Source organism: Parasporobacterium paucivorans DSM 15970, assembly GCF_900141895.1.
Classification (GTDB): domain Bacteria; phylum Bacillota; class Clostridia; order Lachnospirales; family Lachnospiraceae; genus Parasporobacterium; species Parasporobacterium paucivorans.
The window spans coordinates 93,627-115,808 of sequence record NZ_FQYT01000002.1 but is presented as its reverse complement, the minus strand read 5'-3'; the positions used below and the strand labels follow the sequence as shown (position 1 = coordinate 115,808).

Genomic DNA, 22,182 nt, shown 5'->3' with positions numbered 1-22,182 from the left:
CGCTGTGTTTTTTTTATTCTTGTAAATGTTGTAAACCATCATCTTATAGGATAAAATACTAGTATGAACATACTAAATGATCAGGAGATGATGATATGGCCCGTAAAATACCGGTGATATCCTTTGTGGGATATTCAGGATCAGGAAAGACTACTTTTATTGAGAAGTTAATACCGGAATTGAAATCCAGAAAATTAAGGGTTGCAGTAGTAGAACATGATTCTGCCGAAGATATGGAAAATCTGCAGGAAGGAAACACACAGCGCTTTTCCCAGGCTGGTGCTGACCTTGTTTCTGTAACCTCAAAAAATAAAATTGCATGGATTGAAAAACGGGAAGTGGAGCCATCCTTAGAAGAACTCCTTGGCTACATTCGGGATGTGGATCTAATCATTATGGAGGGATATAAGGGGGGGGACTTCCCTAAAATCGGCGTATACCGAAAAACAGAAGGGATGGAGCTGGTGCTTCCAATTGAGGAACTGACGGCAGCTGTGGCTGATGTGCCGATTGATGAGGAATTGCCTTGCTTCAGTCTGGATGATGTGGGAGGTGTTGCGCAGTATGTGATAAGTCATTTTCTTCAGAAGGCCGGGTATCCAGAGGGTATTGCCCTGGAAGAGGGTATTGCACAGCTGCTTGCTGTTCCCAGTTGGCCTGTTTTTGAATACATTTCCATTGATGAGTCGGATGGCAGAATTTGCGGAGAAGATATCAACGCAGACGAAAACATACCCCATTTTGCAAAATCACCACTGGATGGGTATGCCCTGCGCTCCGAGGATATTATTCACGCATCCCAGGACACTCCCGTCATATTGAAAATTACCGAAGAAATACCCGCCGGCCGGCAGCCCATATACAAACTGGAGTCAGGCATGGCAGCCAAGATACTTACTGGAGGTCCGATTCCGGAGGGGGCAGACGTGGTTATCCGGTTCGAAGATACAGTGTTCGATGCTGAAACAGTAGCCCTGTCTTTTCCGGCTGCACCGAATACCAATATTGTACCGCCGGGAGAAGATATTCACATAGGGGAAGAAATAATTCAAAAAGGAAGCTTAATCAATCCATCTGTAATCGGACTGCTGGCCTCTCTTGGAAGAACCAGAGTCCTGGTGGCTAAAAAACCGGTTATAGCAATCGTGAACACAGGGGATGAACTGATTGAAGCATATGAGCCGCTTGCACCTGCAAAAATACGAAACAGCAGCAGATATACGCTGAGTGCTTTTTTGCGGGAGGCCGGAGCAGAGGTTGTCCAGGGGGGGATTGCAAAGGATTCCGTGGTGGAGATTGCGGAATTATACCGTAAGGCTCTTGGGGAGTCTGATATGGTTATTTCGACTGGCGGAGTGTCTGTAGGAGATTATGATCTGGTTATTCCGGCGCTGGAAAGCCTTGGAGCACAGATACTATTTTGGAAAATCAATATAAAGCCGGGTGCTGCTCTTGTAGCAGCACAGTTGAACGGCAAGGTTATACTGGCGCTTTCGGGAAATCCCACTTCAGCGGCCATTGCATTGCAGCTGCTTGGGATGCCTTATATCCATAAGCTTATGGGCAAAAAACAGATCGGCTTAAAGAAAATCAAAGTATTTATGAAAAACAGTTATGACAAGCCTTGTCCCAATGGACGGTATCTGGAGGGGAGGATGGTATTTGAAGATGGCAAGACATGCTTTGAAACCATTTCAAAACAGAAAAACGGGGCGATATCTTCCCTGATGGGTTGCGACCTGATTGGGGAAGTGGTGCCGGGCACAGTTGGACTATACCCAGGGGATGCCATTGAGGCATATCTTATAAACAGCTAAAAAACAAGAGAGAGACAGGCGCGAACCTGTCTCTCTCTTGTTTTTTATTTGGCTAAAGAACGAATGAACTTTACGGCAGCGTTTCCTGCCACAGCTCCGTCTCCTACAGCTTTGGATATCTGGAGGAGTCCACCTGTGCAATCGCCGGCTGCAAAAACCCCCGGAACATTTGTTGCATTATTTTCGTCGGTAGATATGGAATTGTTTTCAGTGATGGCACCAATCTTATTCGCGAGAGCTGTACTGCCCGCAACCCCCACAGCAATGAATAGCCCCGCAATAGGGAGACTGTTGCCGTCTTTAAAGATAACCCGTTCCATGCTGTCAACTCCTTCAAAAGATTCAATGGGGTCGGTTCTGACGAAGATTCCCTCTGGTACTTCAAAGGAGGGCTCTTTCCCGTTTGTAAGGATGGTCACTTTTCCAGAGGTCTGCTTCAGGGACAGGGCCTCATGAAGGGCGTATTCCCCATCTCCAAGCACGGCAATATCTAGTCCTCTGTAAAAGAAAGCGTCACACACGGCGCAATAGCTTACACCGTGTCCATCCAATTCTTTAATGCCTTTGATATTCGGAGTGGAACGGGATGTGCCTGTAGCTATGATTATGCAATCGGTTGGATAACTGCCGTCCTTAGTGATGACTGTCAGCTTGTCCTGGAATTCTATGCTTAAAACCTCTCCATCTATAATGTCTACTCCAAGCCTTTTAGCCCCGGCTGTGGCAGATTCCAGAAGTTCTTTCCCGATTACAGGTTCTTCGAAACCAAAATAGTTTTCGATTTTGGGTGCTTTACTTAAGGCGCCCCCATCCTTGCCGATGATGGTTGTTTTGATGCCGGCCCGCACAGTATACAAGGATGCGGAAATCCCGGCAGGCCCTTTTCCGATAATAATAACATTTGACATAATATGGTTCCTTTCGAATGTGTATTGTGTGTTAGTCTATTATACTATTGATGACGCACAACTTCAAATCTTTCGATTCTGTAATTCTCGTGAGGCTGGATTCCACCTTTGCGAAGCGCAATCTCCAGCTGTTCATCGACTGTATTTACCCCATCCAGATGGGGAAGAAGAAGACCGCGTCTCTCCTTATATGTCACCATGACTCCGTAACGTAAAGGATCCAGATCATCCGTGGAAGATACTTTCTCGAAAGGAGAAAGTACATCGACGCTGTAGGACAGCTGATCCAGTTCTTCTTTGCTCACCGGGTAAAACCGAGGGTCCTCTGTCCCAGCACTGACGGCATTTTGAATGATTTCATCGGCAATGCAATCCGTAGTTGGCGCAACGGTTCCGATGCATCCCCTCAGTGCACCATCAATCTTAAGGGAAACAAAGACCCCTGCTTTTTTTTGTGTGAGTTCCGGACTCAAAGACTTTGGCCGGGACATTTTTTTGTGGGATAGTATGAAATGTTCCAATGACATCCTGGCCAGACGGGCATATTCATCTTCAACCACATCCTGTTCAGGCTTGAAGGAGCCTACGGCATATCCGACGCCGAAAGGTCCCTCATAAGAAAGGAGCTTTGAGACCAGATTTCTGCCATCAAGACTTCCTGCCATCATGATGAAACTTCTGAGGCCGCATTCCGCTGCCCTGCTGCTGAAATCTTCCGGGAAATCCAAGAATTCATGTATTTTTCCGGACCGGATGATGTCTGTAACCTGTTTATCAAATGCAGGACCCTCTTTTTGGTAGCCATAGGGTCCGTCCTTTTTCAAAACATGTGACAGATCTCCGCTGGCAATAAAGACAGTTTTTTTGTCCGATTGTTCTGCAATTTCAGCAATGCAGATACCGAGTTCATAATGTGTTTCATAGGAAAGGCCTGATATGCCGATCCGGACCAGCCTGTAATCCTTATAATACTTGTTGACGAAAAATAACGGAACCAGAACGCCGTGATCCAGGGAAGGATCCCTTTCTTCCTGTGTTCCGGCAGGGATTCCTTTTGATTCAGCCAGTAAAGACAGCTTCCATGCGAAATCCGAGTCATACTGGACGCTCATGCGTACTTTTGGGCAACCGAACTGACTAAAGTCTCCGCTTGCGGATTCCCCCGGGGAGATATGGATATAGTCCGGGAGAAAGGCAGAGTGGGGAGAAGTGAGGATGATTGTGTCCGGTTTGATCCGGGCAATTTCCCTGGCAATTTCATGATAAGCATCAATCGTTGCCTGAATTTCTGTTTCCCGGCCTTCCCCGATTGCAGGAATAATTAGGGGCGGATGAGGTACTATAAATGTCTGCACAATGGACATGGTATCACTCCTTTCCGTATAAATCACTGTTTTAAGCCAAAGATATGATCCTTATTACAAATAGCAGGGATATCACCCAGAGGAGAGGATGGATTTCCTTGGCTTTTTTTGTCAGCACCTTTATGGTAACCCAGAAAAGAATGCCGAACATAATTCCGTTAGCAATTGAATAAGTCAGAGGCATCATTATAAAGGAAAAGAAGCCGCCTATTGCATCGGCAATGTCATCTTTAAAGTTTATTTTCACTATAGATGCAGACATGTTGAAGGCTACAAATATCAAGGCCGGTGCCGTCGCAAAGGCAGGTATGGCCAGAAAAAGGGGAGACAGGAACAGGGCAAGTACAAAACACAAGCCTGTGGTTACAGAGGTCAGTCCCGTTTTCCCCCCTGCTGATACGCCCGCGCTTGACTCCATATAGCTGGTTACAGTGGAAGTGCCGAGTACAGATCCGACCACAGTTCCTACTGCATCGGAGGTGAGGACACGTCCTGCTCTTGGGAGATTCCCCTTTTTGTCCAGAAACCCGGCGTAATCTGCCAGGCCTATAACAAATCCTATTGTATCAAACAGATCGACGAAGAGTAATGCAAACGCAATCGATATAAATGCAATAAGATTATCCGCGATCCAAGTGAAATTGAAAGCGAAGAAGGTCGTTGAAATGGAAGGCGGAATAATATTGCTCATGGAAAAGGCTGGAATGAGTGAAGCTGTCGGAGTGTAAAGTCCGGTCAATTCAGCAATAATGCCAAGTATCCAGGTTGAGAATATTCCAAGTATAATGGCACCCCGTACCCTGAAGTGGGTTAGAACCGTTATTACAACTACTCCTATGAAACACAGAATAACCGGAAAATGCCCGAAGCTGCCCAGTGTAACCAGGGTGGCCGGTTCCGATACAATAATACCAGCCTGCTGAAAAGCTACGAAACCGATAAACAAACCAATTCCTGCCGTGATACCATACTTTAGGTTAAGAGGTATCATGGTAATAAGTGTTTCCCGTACTTTGAAGAAAGAGAGAATAAGAAAAACAATTCCTTCCGCCAGTACAGCTGTTAAAGCAATCTTCCAGGGATCTTCAATTCCTTTGAGTTCCCCTAGACAGACCGTGAAAGTGAAGTACGCATTCAGTCCCATGCCTGCCGAAAGGGCAATTGGATAATTCGCCCATAATCCCATCAATAAGGTGGCGATCGCAGATGCCAGTGCCGTTGCCGTGAAAACGGCGCCTGCGTTCATACCGGTCAAAGACAGCATTCCCGGGTTTACAGCCAGTATATATGCCATAGTCACAAAGGTTGTTATTCCGGCAAGGATTTCCGTACGTATACTGGTTTTGTTTTCCTTAAGCTTGAAAAAAGAGTCTATAATTTTTGTCATTTGAATGTCCCCTTTATGCGTTTCTTTCCTAATTATATCAGAGATAAAATAATAGTGATATAAAATTATTTTGAAGATTTATTGATACTTTTATAAGTTTGAGTTAGAATGAATTCAAGTTTTATGAGGAGGAAAGAAGATATGATGCGCAGCTTCAATAATGATTACAGCGAGGGATGCCACCCGATGATTCTGGAGGCACTTCAAAAAGACAACTTAATGCAGAATAATCCATATGGACTGGACAGGCATTCGGAAAATGCATCCAGGATCATAAAGGAACACATAAAATGCAGTGAGGCGGACATCCATTATCTTACTGGAGGAACCCAGACGAATCTGACAGTGATTTCTTCTTTTCTTAAACCCCATGAGGCGGTGATTGCTGCAGACAGCGCCCACATTAATGTTCATGAAACAGGCGCCATTGAATATACAGGACACAAAGTCCTTTCCGTCAGATCTGAGGACGGAAAAGTGAATCCGGAAATGATCGAGAGCATCCTGCAGGAACATAAGGACGAGCACATGGTTAAACCCCGTTTAGTATATATTTCAAATGCGACGGAACTGGGTACCATTTACCAGAAGGAAGAACTGAAGGCGTTGCGTGCCTGCTGCCTGACCCATGACCTTCTCCTCTATGCGGACGGGGCGCGGTTGGGACATGCCCTGTGTTCAAAACGAAATGATCTTACAATGGCCGATATGGCCGCATACACAGATGCTTTCTATATAGGCGGAACGAAGAATGGGGCGTTGCTGGGAGAAGCCCTTGTCATTACAAATAGAAAACTGCAGGAAGATTTTCGGTATCTGATCAAACAGAAGGGTGCCATGCTGGCAAAAGGCTGGATCGTGGGCATACAGTTTGAAATGCTGTTTGAAGGTGGACTCTACTATGAGATGGCATGTCATGCAGATGAAATGGCTGAAAAAATTATTGATACCCTGCGCACTGCCGGATATAAACTGGTCAGCGATTCCAGTACAAATCAGATTTTCGTTGAGCTCCCGGATAGTCTCATTGAAAAACTGAAAGAAGAATATGTTTTTTCAGTAGATAAAAGAACGGCGGAGGGTTTTTCCAGTGTCCGATTTGTTACTTCCTGGGCAACAAAGGAAGAGGACGTGGAGCGGCTTATCAACGACCTGAGGTAATTTAATGAAAAGAAAGAAGAATTGAAATGACTGTAACTACAGATAAAATAACCGGCCATATTCTGGCCGCTTTTACGATAATCATATGGGGAACCACGTTTATTGCCAGCAAAATAATGCTGCGGGATTTTTCGCCGGTACAGGTCATGATTCTACGGTTTTTTATTGCCTACCTGGTTCTTTGGATATTGAACCATAAAATCCAAAAAACCAGCCTGAGGGAGGAAATGGGTTTTCTGCTTCTAGCTATAACCGGAACCACTATTTACTTCCTGTTTGAGAACAAAGCCCTGACCATAACCAATACATCCAATGTCAGCATTCTACTGTCGGTCGCCCCGGTTTTTACAGTGATTTTGGCTCATATCTTTACCCGGGACGAAAAAATCAACCGCTATGTTATCCTGGGAGCCATTATAGCATTTTTGGGCGTGGCAATGGTCGTATTCAATGGAACAATAATGCTGAAGCTGAGTCCGGCCGGCGATGTCCTTTCAATCGGAGCAGCTCTCAGCTGGGCAGTTTATTCCATCATCCTGAAGAAGTATGTTGGCCGGTATGATTCCATATATCTGACCAGAAAGGTTGTTTTTTATTCGATTATAACAACACTGCCAATCCTTTTTGCAGAGAATGCATCGTTTCCACTGCAGGATCTTAAAAATTCAACAATGATAGGCTGTCTGTTGTTTCTGGGTGTCTTGGGAAGCGGAATCTGTTATGTTACATGGAACATGGCAGTCGGCAGGCTGGGTATTGTTGCCACCAATAACTATATATATCTTAGTCCTTTTATAACTATGGTTGCGGGTAAACTGATACTGGATGAGCATATCAGTATAATGGGCATTGCGGGTGCCGTTCTTATCATTGCAGGTGTCGCGGCAGCCGGGCTGAGAAACAATGTAAAAAACCAGCAAATCAATTCAACAGGCTGATTATTTTTCTTTTTTGAGGGAAACCCACATGGCTGTTCCATCTTTGCCTTTTGTTTTGATATCCACAAAATTGAATTCCTTCTTTAAGAACAGGGAAAGTTTGTTGTACCCATAATTTCGGACGTCAAAATCCGGAAATCTTTTCACCAGGCGGTTACCCAGTTCTCCCATGCTCATGCTCTGATCTTCAGCATCAATCTCCCCAAGCATTTTTACGATGGTATTTTTGATGGCATTCAGATCGGCAGTCTCGGAGCTGTCCGTTGTTTCTTTTTTCTCTTTTTCCTGTTGGGCAAGAACATCTAGATATTTAAACTGGTTGCAGGCGGCTATAAATGGTTTGGGAGTTTTCTTTTCCCCCATTCCGACAACAAACATGCCTGACTCCCTGAGTCGGGAAGAAAGCTTCGTGAAGTCGCTGTCGCTGGAAACCAGACAGTAACCTTCCACATTCCCGGAATACAGAATGTCCATGGCATCGATGATCATGGCTGAATCAGTGGCATTTTTGCCTACGGTATAGCCATATTGCTGGATGGGTGTAACTGAGTTGTCCAGCAATACATCTTTCCAGGATGACGCGGATGGCTTAGTCCAGTCCGCATAAATACGTTTATAGGTGGCGACCCCATAATTTGTCATTTCCTCAAGGATATATTTTATATATTTTGCCGAAACATTATCAGCATCAATCAATACGGCAAATCTTCTGTCTTCTATCATGTTAACCTCCATGTATTCTTTTCTTCATTATACAAAATCAAACGGAATTTTACAATCTGTGACTGGATTTTACTTCTTTGAATAATAATGGTAAAATTATAAAAAAGAAACGGAGATAGGGCTATGTCAAATGTTTTTGATTACCTGGACTGGCGCGGGGACCTGACTTTTAAGCAATCTGCCTTTAATGCTGTGGACAACCTGATTTTTTCGGAAATGGCCTATGTCGATTTTGAGGATATCATTCCGGGAATATACAAAGATGGCAGCATTGCGCTTTGGGAGGCATCCAGAAAATTTTTCAAGAAGAATCCGATGAAGGAACTAAAAAAGGATATTTATTTAGTCCGGGACTCTGCGCTTCTTTTGAAAAAAATGTCGGGATGCAACCGTTATAAAAATCTGCGTCTTTCGAATTATATCAACAAAATCGAATACGAACAGGAATTTCAGTTCTCGGCTTTAGTCATTTCCTTGGAGGAAGATACTTCCTTTATCGCATATCGGGGGACGGACACCTCTATCATCGGCTGGAAAGAAGATTTCAATATGAGTTTTATGACACCTGTCCCTTCCCAGGTGAAGGCAGTAAAATATTTGGAAATCATCGCTGAAAAAGAAAAGGGAGATATTCTGGCAGGAGGACATTCCAAAGGAGGGAATCTGGCTGCTTATGCGGCCATCAAATCAAAACCGGAAATCAAAAAACAAATCATAAAAATATACAACAATGACGGGCCCGGATTCCCCCCGGAGGTGACCGAGACAGATGAATATAAGGAAACGATAGAGAAAATTATTACATATATTCCTCAGAACTCTGTAGTGGGAATGCTGATGGAACACAAAGAGGACTATATCGTTGTCAAAAGCAAAAAGCCCGGCATCGTACAGCACGATATGCTAAACTGGGAGGTCATGGGGGATAAGCTTCTGGAGGTGGATGATCTGGCGAAATCCAGCAAGATTCTGGATGCAACCTTGAAGTCCTGGACTGGAAAACTGGACCTGAAACAGAGGGAGGAGTTCATCAATTCTTTGTTCTCCATCATTGACGAGACGGGTGCAAAAACTATTGAGGATTTAAATCGGTCCCGGTTAAAGAGCGCCATGTCTGTCTTCAGGACGATAGCCGCTTTGGAGCCGGATACAAGGGATATGATTGCTACAACTCTGAAGCTGCTTTTCCAGTCTTACAATGGGAAGGATAAGCAGGAATAAAGAAAACACGGAGGGATTGGAATTCCAAATTCAGAATAAAATAATCAAAAAAACTGCTGAGATGCCAATTTTAGGCCCCTTCAGCAGTTTTTTGCAGTGAGTTATTCATCGGAATCAATTATAAGTTCGTTTTTCTCTAAATTGAAGGATGACAGTTTTCCTTTTACGGAATAGTCCTGGTTCATGATATCAGTAAGAATGACTTCATTTCCTTCAACTCTTGCTTTATTGATGTATTCCGCAATAACGTTTTCAGGTGACCTGAATTTTTTATACGCGATTATTAAGCACATATCTGCCTCCTACTTCGTTTTTGCCAACGCTTCTGACAATTTTGCATTCGCCTGGTTGTACAGAGGGATGCTTTCTCTGATGAGCTGTGCACTTTCAGCCATTCCAGAGCTTTCAAGATTGTCTGCAATTCTTGATAGTTCTTCGGCATGATGAATATTATGCGAAACAGTATAGTCCAGGATTGAAATGATTTTTTGGGATTCTGTATTATTGGTCACTTTTTCGTGGGTGTGTGAATGTGCTGAAGCATCAGAACCCTCGTGCATATGCGTATGTTCATGAGTGAACTGCATACCGTCCGGATATTCATGTGTATGGGTATGTGTGTGTGCATGCTCATGATTGTGCTCGTGATTGTTGCCGCCATTCTCTTTGATATCCTCGTGCATGTTGTTACCTCCTCGATATGTTGTTTGTTATTATATTATATATGAAATACTTCAAACGTTCAATACTGCCATGGAATAAAAAAGTGAAAAGATATGTAAATGTGCGTTAATTATCAAACTTAGATGTTTATATTTTAACTATTGTTTACATTTCTTCGATGTGTCCTTATAATAAAACTCAGGCAAGGTTATTTTAAAGACAATGTATAATATGCACAAAAATATCCCTATAATGTAGTTTGTATTGATTAAAGTACAACAGATATATTGACAAAAAGGTGCAAAGTGATATTGTTATTATTGTAACAATCACGACAAAATGTAGTCAAAGTCAATTTCGATTTGTGCAGAATATTATAGGAATATGAAAGGAGAGTTACATGGCAAAAATAATTGCTGTAGCCGGCAAAGGAGGAACAGGAAAAACCACATTTTGCGGATTACTGGTCCAATACCTTGCAAAAGCCGGAAAGACCCCGATATTGGCCGTAGATGCTGATCCAAACTCTAACCTGAATGAAGTCTTGGGTGTTCAACTCGAAACAACTCTGGGAGATGTACGAGAAGAGATAGCAACGGCAGAGAATGCCAGCATAAATCCGATTCCTCTGGGAATGAGCAAACAGGAATATGCAGATTTCAAGATGGCGGGTGCGCTTGCGGAGGGAACAGATTTCGACCTTCTTGCAATGGGAAAACCGCAGGGCAAAGGATGCTATTGTTTCGTGAATGATATTTTGAAGACACAGATTGATAAGTTTTCGAAATCATATGCGTACATGGTTGTGGACAATGAAGCGGGAATGGAACATATAAGCAGAGGCGTACTCCCTTCCGCAGATACCATTATACTTGTCAGTGACTGTTCAGCCAGAGGAATACAGGCAGTCGGAAGAATAGCGGAAATGATTAAAGATCTGAAAATGAAAGTAAATTCGGTACAGCTTGTCGTCAACAGGGCACCGAATGGGATTTTGAACGAAGGCACGAAAGCTGAAATAGAAAAATACAACCTTACGTTAGCTGGAGTCCTTCCCCAGGATGACAGCGTTTATGAATATGACAGCAATGGCCAGCCGTTAGTGGATTTGCCGGATGATTCACCGGTAAAGAAGGCGTTTAGAGAAATTGTTGATAAACTTGATTTATAGGAGGAAAGAAGATGGCTTACAAGCAAACATCACAAAAATTCAATGCTGCCATAAACAGCGTTGAAATCGGAACCGGTAATAAGACATTGGCATTAGGAGGAGAAAATGTACTTCCATTTTATTCCTTTGACGGACCTATATTGAATCCGCCAAGAGTAGGAGTTGAAATTTCCGATTTAGGAATGAATGACAAACTTGCAGGAATGCTGAATTTTTACGGGGATACACAGGATGTAGTGGAACTGGTTAAAAAAGCTTCCGGCATGCCGGGTGCTGAGTTCATCTGTCTCGTTCTTGACAGTGCAGATCCTGATGGTGAAAACAGATCCGTAGAAGATTGTGTTGCAATGGTGAAATCAGTTGAAGAAGCTGCAACCCTGCCCCTGATGGTTATGGGATGCGGGAACACGGAGAAGGATACAGTGCTTTTTGAAAAAATCTCCGAGGCATTGGAAGGAAAGAATATTGTGATTCTTTCAGCAAAAGAAGAGAACTACAAAAACGTTGGCGCGTCGGCAGGCCTTGCATATGGACAGAAGGTCGGGGCGGAATCATCCGTAGACATCAATCTTGCCAAACAGCTGAATGTACTGTTGACACAGCTCGGTGTAAACAATAAAAACATAATCATGAATCTAGGTTCTGCTACAGCTGGTTATGGTTTTGAATATGTCGTTTCCACAATGGACAGAGTAAAAATGGCTGCACTTGGGCAGAATGATACTGCACTGCAGATGCCGATTGTAACTCCTGTCTCATCCGAAACGTGGTCCGTTAAGGAATCCCTGCTTGAACAGGAAGATATGCCTGAGTGGGGTTCACGGGAAAACAGAATCATCGATATGGAGGTGGCTACAGCAGCCGCATGTCTTGCTGCAGGATCCAATGCAGTAATACTCAGGCATCCTTCTACAGTAGAGGCCATTTCACAAATGATAAAAGAATTAATCTAAAATTCGGGAGGTTTAATCATGGCATTAAAAGGGTTAGATATATTCAAGTTAACACCAAAGACAAACTGTAAAGAATGTGGGAATCCGACTTGTATGGCCTTCTCCATGAAGGTGGCGCAGGGAGCAATTCCAATTGAAAAATGTCCTTATCTTACGGAAGATGTGCTTGCCCAGGTTTCGGATGCAACCGCTCCGCCGATGAAAACCATAAAGGTCGGTACGGGTGAGAATGAACATAATCTCGGTGGGGAAACTGTACTGCAAAGACACGAGAAGACATTTGTAAACAAGAACATTTACGCAGTAACTGTCTCCAATGCGGAAGGTGCGAAAAACGAGGAAGTGTTTGCTTCGGTAGAAGCAATCGATTACAGCAGAATTAGTGAAAGAATGTACATAGAAGCTGTTTTTGCCAAATATGACGAAAAAGGCTCAAAAGAACTTTATCTTGAACTGGTCAAAAAGGCCGCAGATACGAAACGTCTGGTAATAATCGACTGCAAAGATACCGGAGTTGCAAAGGCAGCCCTGGAACTGATCAAAGATACGAAACCGGTTCTTAACGGAGCAAATGCAGAAAACTATGCGGAAATGAGTGCACTTGCCAAAGAATACGATGTCGTGCTGGGTGTAGCAGGTAACGGAATTGAAGAACTTCATGATACCATCGAAAAAATTGAGGCGGACGGCAACAAAAACCTGCTGATTGACCTTGGAACCAAATCCATCAAAGATGCATTCGCAAACGCAGTCCTCATAAGAAGAGGAGCAATCCTCGGCCAGGACAGAAGCTTTGGCTACCCATCTATAGCAGATGTAGGCGGGCTGGCAAAAGGAAACCGGGTTCTTGAGACTGCACTGGCATCCTTGTTCACTATGAAATACGGTTCTATTGTTGTGATGGAGAACATGTCATATTCCCAGGCACTCCCACTTTATGGATTAAGGCAGAACATATTTACGGATCCACAGAAGCCGATGAAGGTTGAACCGGGAATCTACCGCCTGAATGGTGCTGATGAGAATTCCGTATGTATGACCACCGTCGACTTTGCCCTTACGTATTTCATAGTTTCGGGTGAAATAGAACGTTCAGGAGTTCCGTGTAATCTTCTGATAAGCGATGCTGGCGGATACTCTGTTTTGACTGCCTGGGCTGCTGGAAAACTCAGCGCATCCTCCCTGGCAAAATTCTTTGAAGAAAATGATATTGAAGGCCAGATCAAAAACAGAACACTGGTAATTCCTGGTAAAGTGGCCGTGCTTAAGGGCGAAATCCAGGAAAAACTTCCAGGCTGGGATATTGTAGTTGGTTCAAATGAAGCTGTTCAGATCGTAAAATTCTTACAGGACTACAAATAAAGGAGGATTCAATAATGGGAAAGTTTATCACAATCGGAGAAAGGATTCACTGTATATCTCCTGTAATCCGGGAGGCCATGAACACACAGAATCCAGAACCAATTTTATTGAGGGCGAAGGAACAGCTTGACGCAGGCGCAGTGTATCTGGATGTAAACATCGGACCAGCTGAAAGCACCGGTGTAGAGTTAATGAAATGGGCTGTCCGTCTCCTGCAGGAAAATTTCGACAATGTACCGCTCTGTCTGGACACTGCAAATAAAAAGGCCATCGAAGCCGGTATATCTGTTTATAACCGCTCAAAGGGAAAACCAATCGTAAACTCGGCTGATGCAGGCGACAGAATCGAGTACATCGACCTGGCTGGAGCCAACGATGCGATGTGCATCGCCCTTTGCTCCAAGGCTGGTGTTCCAGCTGACAATGATGAACGAATGATGTACTGCCAGGAACTTCTGGAAAGAGGTATGGAGCATGGAATGGAGCCGGAAGATCTGTGGTTTGACCCGCTGTTTCTCGTAATCAAGGGAATGCAGGACAAACAGATGGACGTTCTGGATGCAATCAGAATGATCAGCGAAATGGGCTTGAATTCAACTGGCGGCCTATCCAATGTATCCAATGGAATGCCGAAAGAAGTCAGACCGATTATGGACGCAGCCATGATGGCTATGGCCATGGCCAACGGGCTTACTTCTGCAATCATTAATCCTTGTGACAAGAGGCTTATGGAAACCATAAAATCATGTGATGTGATTAAGAATAACAGCCTTTATGCTGATTCTTATCTTCAGATATAATAAATAACAAGGAGGAAGAAAAATGAGTGTTTTAACTGATTTAATTTATGGAGGCTCCAATGCAGTAGCAGGCCTCACCGAAGGTGCCGTAAATGATGCAATCGCCAAGTACGGTGCAGACAAAAAGCTTGCTTTCCCGGATACCGCCTATTTCTTTCCGACGATATATGCAGCTACTGGAGTGAAGGTTAAGACACTTGGGGATCTCCCTGCCTGCGTCGGCGTATTGAAAAGCCTCATAACCAATAAGGAAGATCTGGGCGATGCTTTGAATGCCGGCCTTGCAACAGCTGTCGGTGCAGAAATCATCGAAGGACTTAAGTATGTAGAAGGCGGAGATCCATATGCTCAGGACTCAGGAATCGGTTTTGTGCCGGATCCGATTATCCGTTCTCTTGGCGTTCCTCTCGTAACGGGGGATATCCCTGGAGTAGCAGTCGTTCTGGGTAAAGCAGAGAATCCTGCGGATGTTGTGGCGGTCGTCAAGGATTACCAGAACAAGGGAATTATGACCTTTCTTGTTGGCGATTTAATTGAACAGGCTATTGACGGAGGAGTTAAGGTGGGATTGGATTTCCGTGTTGTTCCTTTGGGACATGACGTTACTTCCGTAATCCACGCTGTGACTGTTGCAATAAGAGCAGCACTGATTTTTGGAAATGCAACTCCTGGCGACTTGGCAGGGCTCCTTGCCTATACAAAAGAAAGAGTACCGGCGTTTGTAAATACATTCGGACCGTTGGATGCCGTGACCGTTTCAGCGGGAGCTGGAGCAATTGCACTGGGATTCCCGGTAGTCGTGGATGTTGATTTGGGAGAAAACCAGGTACCAGGAGCACTGGAATCTGTAACAGATCACGGACAGACCGTAGCAAAATCTCTTGAACTGAGAAAAATCAAGATCAAGATGAAAGAGATACCAGTTCCTGTCGCTTTCGCTTCTGCTTTTGAAGGGGAAATCATCCGCAAAAACGACATGCACGCAGAATTCAGTTCACACAAGAATCCGACCTGTGAGCTGGTTCTTTCAAGAGGCAAAGATGAAATAACGGATCATAAAGTTGAAGTCAACGGTCCGGATATTGACGGCAGCACAGCACCAGTGGAGATGCCAATTGCCATTCTTGTTGAAGTTTTTGGTGAAAAAATGCAGCCGGATTTTGAACCGGTAATCGAAAGAAAAATCCATCACTGGTTCAATTACATGGAAGGCGTCATGCATACAGGCCAGAGAAACCTTCTCAGGATTCGTATCGATAAGGCAGCTTTTGAAAAAGGGCTGCGTTTGAAAGATCTTGGCGAAGTAATCTACTATATGGTAATGGATGAATTCGACAACGTTGTTGACAAATGCCAGGTGACTATCTATACCGAAAAAGATAAAGTCGAAGAAATTTTAAGTACAATTGCTATGCCGACATACGGTAAGCGTGATGAGAGACTTGAGTCCCTGAATGATGAGACGGTGGATACCTTCTACACCTGTATCCTCTGCCAGTCCTTTGCTCCAGCACATTGCTGCGTAGTAACACCTGAGAGAACAGGTCTGTGCGGTGCTGTTTCATGGCTGGATGCCAAAGCGACCAAGGAACTGACTCCGACAGGTCCATGTCAGCCTATTCCAAAAGAAGGCTGTTTGGACGAACTGAAGGGAATCTACACAGAAGTCAACAAGATTGTGGAAGAGTCGACACATGGCAGCGTCAGCAATGTAACATTATATTCTATTCTGGAAGATCCGATGACGAGCTGTGGATGTTTTGAATGCATCTGCGGTATCATGCCTGAAGCAAATGGTGTGGTTATCGTAAACAGAGAACATAAGGGAATGACACCTACCGGCATGACATTTGGTGAACTTGCATCGATGACTGGTGGAGGTGTTCAGACTCCTGGATTTATGGGACATGGAAGAAGTTTCATATCCTCCAAAAAATTCATCAGGGCGGAAGGCGGAATCTCAAGAATCGTCTGGATGCCAAAAGAACTTAAGGATGCTGTTGCCGATAAGCTGAACAAGACAGCTAAAGAATTATACGGTATTGATAATTTCTCGGATATGATCTGTGATGAAACCATCTCTGAGGATTCGGAAGGAGTATTGGAATTCCTGACGGAAAAAGGCCATCCTGCGCTATCTTCAGATCCAATTATGTAGTTTGGAGGAGAGAATGCCCAAAATAACTTTTATTCAGGAGGACGGCAAAGAATTAATTTTCTTTGCCTCTTCCGGTGATACGGTGCTTGAAGCTTCAAGAAAAGCCAATGTACCTATTGATGCGCCCTGTTCAGGAAATGCTTCCTGCGGAAAATGCAAGGTCAGGCTCATTAAGGGTGAACTGGAGTCGGCTGTAACCCGTCATATTTCGGAACTGGAATATGCCGATGGGTACAGGTTGGCATGCGTCAGTAAAATCCATGAGGATGTGGAAGTTCTGGTACCAGACATTTCCTCTGCATATAAGAGTCGGATGAAGATTACGGACCTGAGTTCAGAAAATGAATTGGCCATCTTTGAGGAGACCAGGCAGAATATCAAGGCTGCCGGGCTGGATTTGAAAAATGACTGGCATGTAATCACCTGTTTTATGGATATTCCGACACTGGATGATACTATGCCGGATAATGAAAGGCTGATACGGGCTGTCAAAAAGGTGACTGGATTTCCGGATATCCATATTATGATTCCATTTTCGGTAATCAGGATTCTGCCTGACATTCTCCGTAATAATGAATTCACTGTGAAATGTGTTCTTCAAAAGAAGAAGGACTGCGTCATATTATATGGGATATATCCTGAACATATTAACCCTGTTATTGCCGGTATAGCGGTTGATATCGGAACCACATCTGTATCGGCTCTGCTGGTAAATTTGGAAAACGGAGAAATACTGGCAAAATCCTCTGCAGGAAATGCACAGATCAGATATGGAGCAGATGTAATCAACCGGATAGTGGAATCCTGTAAGCCGGGCGGTATTCAAAATCTTCAGAAGGCCATTGTGGATGAAACCATCAATCAGATGATTGATGAAATGGCCAGTTTCGCTCAAATTTCAAGGAATGATATCGTCAAGATGTGTATAGCCTCCAATACGACGATGAACCATCTTTTTCTTGGCATTAATGCGGATCATATCAGGCGGGAACCATATATTCCGTGCTTTTTTGAACTGAGAAATATTAAAGCATCCGATGTAAATGTCCATATCCATCCGAATGCGGATATCATCTTTGCTCCAAACGTGGGAAGCTACGTCGGTGGGGACATAACCGCCGGAGCACTTTCCAGTATGATCTGGAACAAAGAAGAATTATCCCTGTTCATTGACCTGGGAACCAATGGAGAAATCGTATTCGGCAACAAAGATTTCCTCATGACCTGCGCCTGCTCGGCAGGACCGGCATTTGAAGGCGGAGATATAAGCTGCGGAATGCGGGCCACTGATGGAGCGATTGAGGCTGTAAAAATCAATGAAGTGACAGGAGAATCCGTGCTGTCTGTTATCGGCGAAATGAAGACAAAACCAGTCGGAATCTGTGGTTCTGGAATCATAGATCTGGTTAGTGAACTGTATCGATGCAAGATTATCGATTCAAAGGGTATTTTTATTGATGGAAACAACAGGGTTACCAGGGATGCTTTTGGAATGGGAACCTATATGCTGGTTAAGCCGGAAGACTCAGGCACAATCAAGGGAGTATTCATAAACGAAGTGGATATTGATAATTTTATCAGGGCTAAAGGAGCCATATTTTCGGCTATAAAGACACTGACAGAATCTCTGGACATGAAAATGTCGATGATTGAAAGTGTATATGTTGCCGGCGGAATTGGAAGCGGAATTAATATTAAAAATTCCATGAATATAGGTCTTTTTCCGAAACTGCCTGCGGATTGCTACCATTATATCGGAAATTCGTCCCTAAGCGGAGCCTATGCTTCCGTTCTTTCGGATAAAGTGTTTAAAAAGGTTGTTGAGATCGGAAGGAATATGACATATATAGAACTGAGTTCAAATCCAGGGTACATGGATGAATTCATGGCAGCATGCTTTATTCCGCATACCGACATAAATCTTTTTGAGGAGAAGTAAAATGGATAATAAAATTTTCAAAGACAATAAAACAGAGGCGCCTTTTTCTCACTACCTGATGCTTTACAAACAGCTTGAACCGCGTGAAACGGCAAACAGATGCGGTGTGGAATTTGACGAACAGTCAAGAAGCTTCAGGATCCGCATTATGGGAGCGGCATATCTTGTTTCTTTCCCTGATTTTTCTGTTCAGCGGGACAATGATGATGTAAATCATGACAATTACAATGTTCAGAATCCCTCCCTCAAAATTCTTTTGATTCGGTATCTGCTGGAAGGAAATAATCTTCCCTCCACGGGGAAATTCCTCTCCTATCATGAAATGCCCTGGGGGGAAGTCTACTACTCCAATTTTTATGGCAGATGCATTCAGCGTCTGGTCAGGATGTTTGGGAAGACACCGGAAAAGTTCAGAGATGTAATGACAAATATGGGTGCGGAGGAAAGCGCGGCAGGGGATTTTAGCTACATTTTCGAGTTCATCAACAATCTGCAGATTAAACTGGTTCTATGGCAGGGAGATGAAGAATTTTCCGCTTCAGCCCAGATTTTGTTCAGTGACAATTTCTCGTTGGCTTTTACGGCCGAGGATATGGCGGTCGTCGGCGATGTTTCCCTGGATTTTTTGAAAGTTGTCGCCAACAGACTCGAGCGCAAAGAGCCGGAAGAGCACGAGCACCCTGAAGGGCACGAGCACCACGAAGAGCACAAGCACCACGAAGAGCACAAGCACCACGAAGAGCATAAACACCATCACAAAAACACGAAGGCTGTACTGAACCGGCTGTCGCGTGCTATTGGACATATGGAAGCCATAAAGAAAATGGTGGAAGATGGCCGTGATTGCAGCGAAGTCCTCATCCAGCTGTCGGCCGTGAAATCAGCCCTGAATAATACCGGAAAGGTGATTTTACAGGACCATATCGAAAACTGTATCGTGGATGCGGTTGAATCTGGGGATAAATCAGCCATTGAGGAACTGAATTTTGCAATAGACAGATTCATAAAATAACGAAAAAATCCTGACTACCATGTGGACAGTCAGGATTTTTTCGTTATTTTAATTTCAGCAGCGGAACAGCCCTGTAGGAAATCGGGATAACCAGATTTTCGATGACATCATCAAAGAATCTCAGATTGCTATAGTTTCCGTAAAATGCAAGCTTGTTATTCTTGATACGTGCATTGAATGAATCCAGTCTGACAAGCGAGACTTCGTCCTTGATGGAAGGGATGATTTTGTAAGCATTAAAATCCGGGCTTAAATTCAGCGCGGATTCCCTTGAGATATCAGAGGCGAATTCTGTCTCCTTTCCGCATAAATCACATGTAAATCCGGTTTTCAGGGTGACACCATGACTGGTTTCTTCAATCTGAAAACTGTCGATACGGTTTTGCTTTGTGCATTCGCACTTTCCCAGTATTACGTATGGATAATCAAAAAATACTTTTCCCATATTTCCACCTCCATTATAGTTAAATATTAACAAAAGCAAAAATGTATGTCAAGCCTGGTTCGTGAATAATTACGAGCTTTACAACTTGAAGATTTAAACACATTGCACAAAAATATCCAAAATATACTGCATGCATCAATAAAAATACAACAATATTATTGACAAAAAAAAATGAAAATGATATTGTTAATAATATAACAATACAATAGATAAAACAAGCAAATTGGATAAAATATCGGTCGTAAAAAATGATAGGAGGATCAGTAATGAGTGAAGAGATTCAGGTAATGGACTCTAACACGGAAGTGTTGTTGGAAAAAGGCAAGAAAGACGGTGCTGATACGATATGGGACAGAAAAGCCGCCATGAAGACCCCGTGCGGTTTTGGTGAAAAAGGGATCTGCTGCAGGATATGCGCCATGGGACCATGCAGAATCAGTCCGACAAAAGACAAGGGTGCCCAGAAGGGGTTATGCGGGGCAACTGCGGATACCATTGTAGCCAGGAATTTTGCCAGAATGGTGGCAGCGGGAACTGCAGCGCATTCCGATCATGCCAGAGATATTGCCCATGTACTTTATATGGCCAGCGAAGATGGGAATTACAAGGTTAAAGATGCCGGTAAATTGATGAATCTTGCGAAGGAATGGGATATCAAGACAGAAAACAGAGATCTTTATGACATCGCCCATGAAGTCGCGGAAACCGCACTGAATGAATTTGGAAAACCATTCGGAACATTGAAGTTTTTAAAAAGAGCACCATATCAGAGGCAGCAGGTCTGGTCCGAGCAGAAGATTGAACCGAGGGCTATTGACCGGGAAGTTACATCCCTCATGCATTCAACCCATATTGGATGTGCATCCGATCCCGACAGTATATTTGAGCTATCCATGAGGACGGCGCTTTCAGACGGATGGGGAGGCTCGATGATAGGAACCGAGCTCAGTGACATATTATTTGGTACGCCGACGGCATGCGCTACACAGGCAAATCTGGGCGTAATCGAGAAAAATATGGTAAATATCCTTCTGCATGGGCATGACCCCAGCTTTTCCGAAATGATGGTATACGCCTCCGAAGATCCAGAACTTGTAAAGCTGGCAAAAGAAAACGGAGCTGATGGAATCAATCTTGTAGGAATGTGCTGTACGGGCAATGAGATCACTATGCGTCATGGTGTCCGTATTGCAGGAAATTTTTATCAGCAGGAGCTGGCCATCATTACTGGAGCCATTGAAGCGGCCATTGTAGACGTGCAGTGTATTTTCCCTGCTCTGGCTGACCTGTCTGATCTGTACCATACGAAATTCATAGCTACCTCACCGAAAGCGAAGATTACCGGAGCCGAATATATTGAATTCGTGGAAGAAAAAGCTTTGGAAACCTGCAAGGGAATAATCAAGGAAGCCGTATTGAATTTCAAGAACAGGGATATGGAAAACGTACTGATACCTGATAACAAGAGCCATGCCAATGTGGGATACAGCGTTGAGACAATCATCCAGTGTCTGGATAGAGTCGTGAACAGCTACACGGATGAGTTTAATACGGTCAAGCCACTTGCTGACGTCATATGGGCAGGAGTGCTTCGGGGCGCAGCAGGCATTGTCGGCTGCAATAATCCGAAAGTCCGTTATGATGAAAGTCATATCACTATCATGAAGGAACTGATCAAAAATGATGTCATCGTTGTGGCGTCAGGCTGTGCAGCCCAGGCTGCTGCGAAGGCAGGTCTTATGACGATGGAAGCAAAAGAACTGTGCGGCAGAGGACTGAAAGAAGTGTGCGAGAGGGTGGGAATCCCACCAGTGCTCCATATGGGCTCGTGCGTAGATATAAGCAGGATTCTGGATATTGTCAGCCGGGTTGCGAAAGAAAAAGATCTGGACAACAGAGACCTTCCTGTTGTTGGCGCAGCCCCCGAGTGGATGAGTGAAAAGGCAGTGGCAATCGGCACGTATGTGGTTGCGTCCGGTATAGATACATTCCTTGGAATTACTCCACAGGTTACCGGATCAGAATATTTTGTTGATCTGCTGACTAACCGTGTTGAAGAAAATGTAGGAGCAAAATTCTACTTTGAAGAAAATCCTACGGAATGTGCAAGGAAAATCTTAGAGAGAATTGAAGAAAAACGAGAAAAATTAGGAATATAGG

At 44.0% G+C, this 22,182-nt stretch carries 19 protein-coding genes and 1 pseudogene; 13 read left to right on the top strand and 7 right to left on the bottom strand.

From position 1 onward, the window contains the following. Positions 1–95 precede the first annotated feature (95 nt). Positions 96–1,817, top strand: a complete 1,722-nt coding sequence (gene mobB / locus BUA79_RS00585) for a molybdopterin-guanine dinucleotide biosynthesis protein B (RefSeq protein WP_094757234.1) — start codon at positions 96–98, stop codon at positions 1,815–1,817. Between the two features lie 44 nt (positions 1,818–1,861). On the opposite strand, the gene BUA79_RS00580 is transcribed toward mobB, so the two are convergent. From BUA79_RS00580 to BUA79_RS00570, 3 genes are read right to left on the bottom strand one after another with little or no spacing between them, the layout of a single operon-like run. Then, the gene (locus BUA79_RS00580) at positions 1,862–2,725 is read right to left on the bottom strand and encodes an NAD(P)/FAD-dependent oxidoreductase (RefSeq protein WP_073992417.1); all 864 of its coding nucleotides are present in this window, start codon (positions 2,723–2,725) and stop codon (positions 1,862–1,864) included. Between the two features lie 44 nt (positions 2,726–2,769). Continuing rightward, on the bottom strand, positions 2,770–4,089 hold the full coding sequence (amrA, locus tag BUA79_RS00575) for an AmmeMemoRadiSam system protein A (protein ID WP_073992416.1): 1,320 nt from the start codon (positions 4,087–4,089) through the stop codon (positions 2,770–2,772). Positions 4,090–4,120: 31 nt separating this feature from the next. Further along, positions 4,121–5,476, bottom strand: a complete 1,356-nt coding sequence (locus BUA79_RS00570) for an NCS2 family permease (protein WP_242941617.1) — start codon at positions 5,474–5,476, stop codon at positions 4,121–4,123. A 123-nt stretch (positions 5,477–5,599) separates the two neighbouring features. On the opposite strand from BUA79_RS00570, the gene BUA79_RS00565 reads away from it, so the two are divergent. Both BUA79_RS00565 and BUA79_RS00560 read left to right on the top strand, forming a co-directional pair. Further along, a complete protein-coding gene (locus BUA79_RS00565; RefSeq protein WP_330389135.1) occupies positions 5,600–6,637 on the top strand; it encodes a threonine aldolase family protein in 1,038 nt (345 codons plus the stop codon). A gap of 26 nt (positions 6,638–6,663) precedes the next feature. Beyond that, positions 6,664–7,575 (top strand): DMT family transporter, encoded by a 912-nt coding sequence (locus BUA79_RS00560; RefSeq protein WP_073992415.1) that lies wholly within the window; start codon positions 6,664–6,666, stop codon positions 7,573–7,575. Here the strand turns inward: BUA79_RS00560 and BUA79_RS00555 are convergent, their stop codons facing one another. Continuing rightward, the gene (locus tag BUA79_RS00555) at positions 7,576–8,298 is read right to left on the bottom strand and encodes an NYN domain-containing protein (protein WP_094757233.1); all 723 of its coding nucleotides are present in this window, start codon (positions 8,296–8,298) and stop codon (positions 7,576–7,578) included. 123 nt (positions 8,299–8,421) lie between these two features. On the opposite strand from BUA79_RS00555, the gene BUA79_RS00550 reads away from it, so the two are divergent. After that, the gene (locus BUA79_RS00550; RefSeq protein ID WP_073992413.1) at positions 8,422–9,519 is read left to right on the top strand and encodes a DUF2974 domain-containing protein; all 1,098 of its coding nucleotides are present in this window, start codon (positions 8,422–8,424) and stop codon (positions 9,517–9,519) included. A gap of 101 nt (positions 9,520–9,620) precedes the next feature. On the opposite strand, the gene BUA79_RS00545 is transcribed toward BUA79_RS00550, so the two are convergent. Next, entirely contained in the window at positions 9,621–9,812 is a 192-nt protein-coding gene (locus BUA79_RS00545; protein WP_073992412.1) for a CooT family nickel-binding protein, read from the bottom strand. Between the two features lie 9 nt (positions 9,813–9,821). Beyond that, positions 9,822–10,202 carry a DUF8180 domain-containing protein gene (locus tag BUA79_RS00540; RefSeq protein WP_073992411.1) on the bottom strand — a complete coding sequence of 127 codons (381 nt, stop codon included), beginning with the start codon at positions 10,200–10,202 and terminating at the stop codon, positions 9,822–9,824. Positions 10,203–10,582: 380 nt separating this feature from the next. Here BUA79_RS00540 and BUA79_RS00535 point away from each other — a divergent pair, with 380 nt between their 5' ends. From BUA79_RS00535 to BUA79_RS12945, 8 genes and pseudogenes are all read left to right on the top strand, one after another. Beyond that, positions 10,583–11,353, top strand: a complete 771-nt coding sequence (locus BUA79_RS00535; protein WP_073992410.1) for an ATP-binding protein — start codon at positions 10,583–10,585, stop codon at positions 11,351–11,353. Between the two features lie 11 nt (positions 11,354–11,364). After that, positions 11,365–12,306 carry an acetyl-CoA decarbonylase/synthase complex subunit delta gene (gene acsD / locus BUA79_RS00530; protein ID WP_073992409.1) on the top strand — a complete coding sequence of 314 codons (942 nt, stop codon included), beginning with the start codon at positions 11,365–11,367 and terminating at the stop codon, positions 12,304–12,306. A gap of 18 nt (positions 12,307–12,324) precedes the next feature. After that, positions 12,325–13,668, top strand: a complete 1,344-nt coding sequence (acsC, locus tag BUA79_RS00525; RefSeq protein WP_073992408.1) for an acetyl-CoA decarbonylase/synthase complex subunit gamma — start codon at positions 12,325–12,327, stop codon at positions 13,666–13,668. Positions 13,669–13,682: 14 nt separating this feature from the next. Next, complete coding sequence (gene acsE / locus BUA79_RS00520) at positions 13,683–14,468, top strand: carbon monoxide dehydrogenase/acetyl-CoA synthase methytransferase subunit (protein ID WP_073992407.1); 786 nt, start codon at positions 13,683–13,685, stop codon at positions 14,466–14,468. Between the two features lie 22 nt (positions 14,469–14,490). After that, on the top strand, positions 14,491–16,626 hold the full coding sequence (acsB, locus tag BUA79_RS00515; RefSeq protein ID WP_073992406.1) for an acetyl-CoA decarbonylase/synthase complex subunit alpha/beta: 2,136 nt from the start codon (positions 14,491–14,493) through the stop codon (positions 16,624–16,626). A gap of 13 nt (positions 16,627–16,639) precedes the next feature. Next, positions 16,640–18,565, top strand: a complete 1,926-nt coding sequence (acsV, locus tag BUA79_RS00510; RefSeq protein WP_073992405.1) for a corrinoid activation/regeneration protein AcsV — start codon at positions 16,640–16,642, stop codon at positions 18,563–18,565. A gap of 1 nt (position 18,566) precedes the next feature. Beyond that, a pseudogene (locus BUA79_RS12865) lies at positions 18,567–19,166 on the top strand (DUF3786 domain-containing protein); the annotation flags it as partial. Then, positions 19,158–19,577 carry a metal-sensing transcriptional repressor gene (locus BUA79_RS12945; protein WP_094757241.1) on the top strand — a complete coding sequence of 140 codons (420 nt, stop codon included), beginning with the start codon at positions 19,158–19,160 and terminating at the stop codon, positions 19,575–19,577. The pseudogene BUA79_RS12865 and the gene BUA79_RS12945, both read left to right, overlap by 9 nt. 43 nt (positions 19,578–19,620) lie before the next feature. Here BUA79_RS12945 and BUA79_RS00500 read toward each other — a convergent pair whose 3' ends face one another. Further along, positions 19,621–20,022 (bottom strand): hypothetical protein, encoded by a 402-nt coding sequence (locus BUA79_RS00500; protein ID WP_073992403.1) that lies wholly within the window; start codon positions 20,020–20,022, stop codon positions 19,621–19,623. A gap of 266 nt (positions 20,023–20,288) precedes the next feature. Between BUA79_RS00500 and cooS the strand changes: the two genes are divergently transcribed. After that, positions 20,289–22,181 carry an anaerobic carbon-monoxide dehydrogenase catalytic subunit gene (gene cooS / locus BUA79_RS00495; RefSeq protein ID WP_073992402.1) on the top strand — a complete coding sequence of 631 codons (1,893 nt, stop codon included), beginning with the start codon at positions 20,289–20,291 and terminating at the stop codon, positions 22,179–22,181. Position 22,182: the final 1 nt, after the last annotated feature.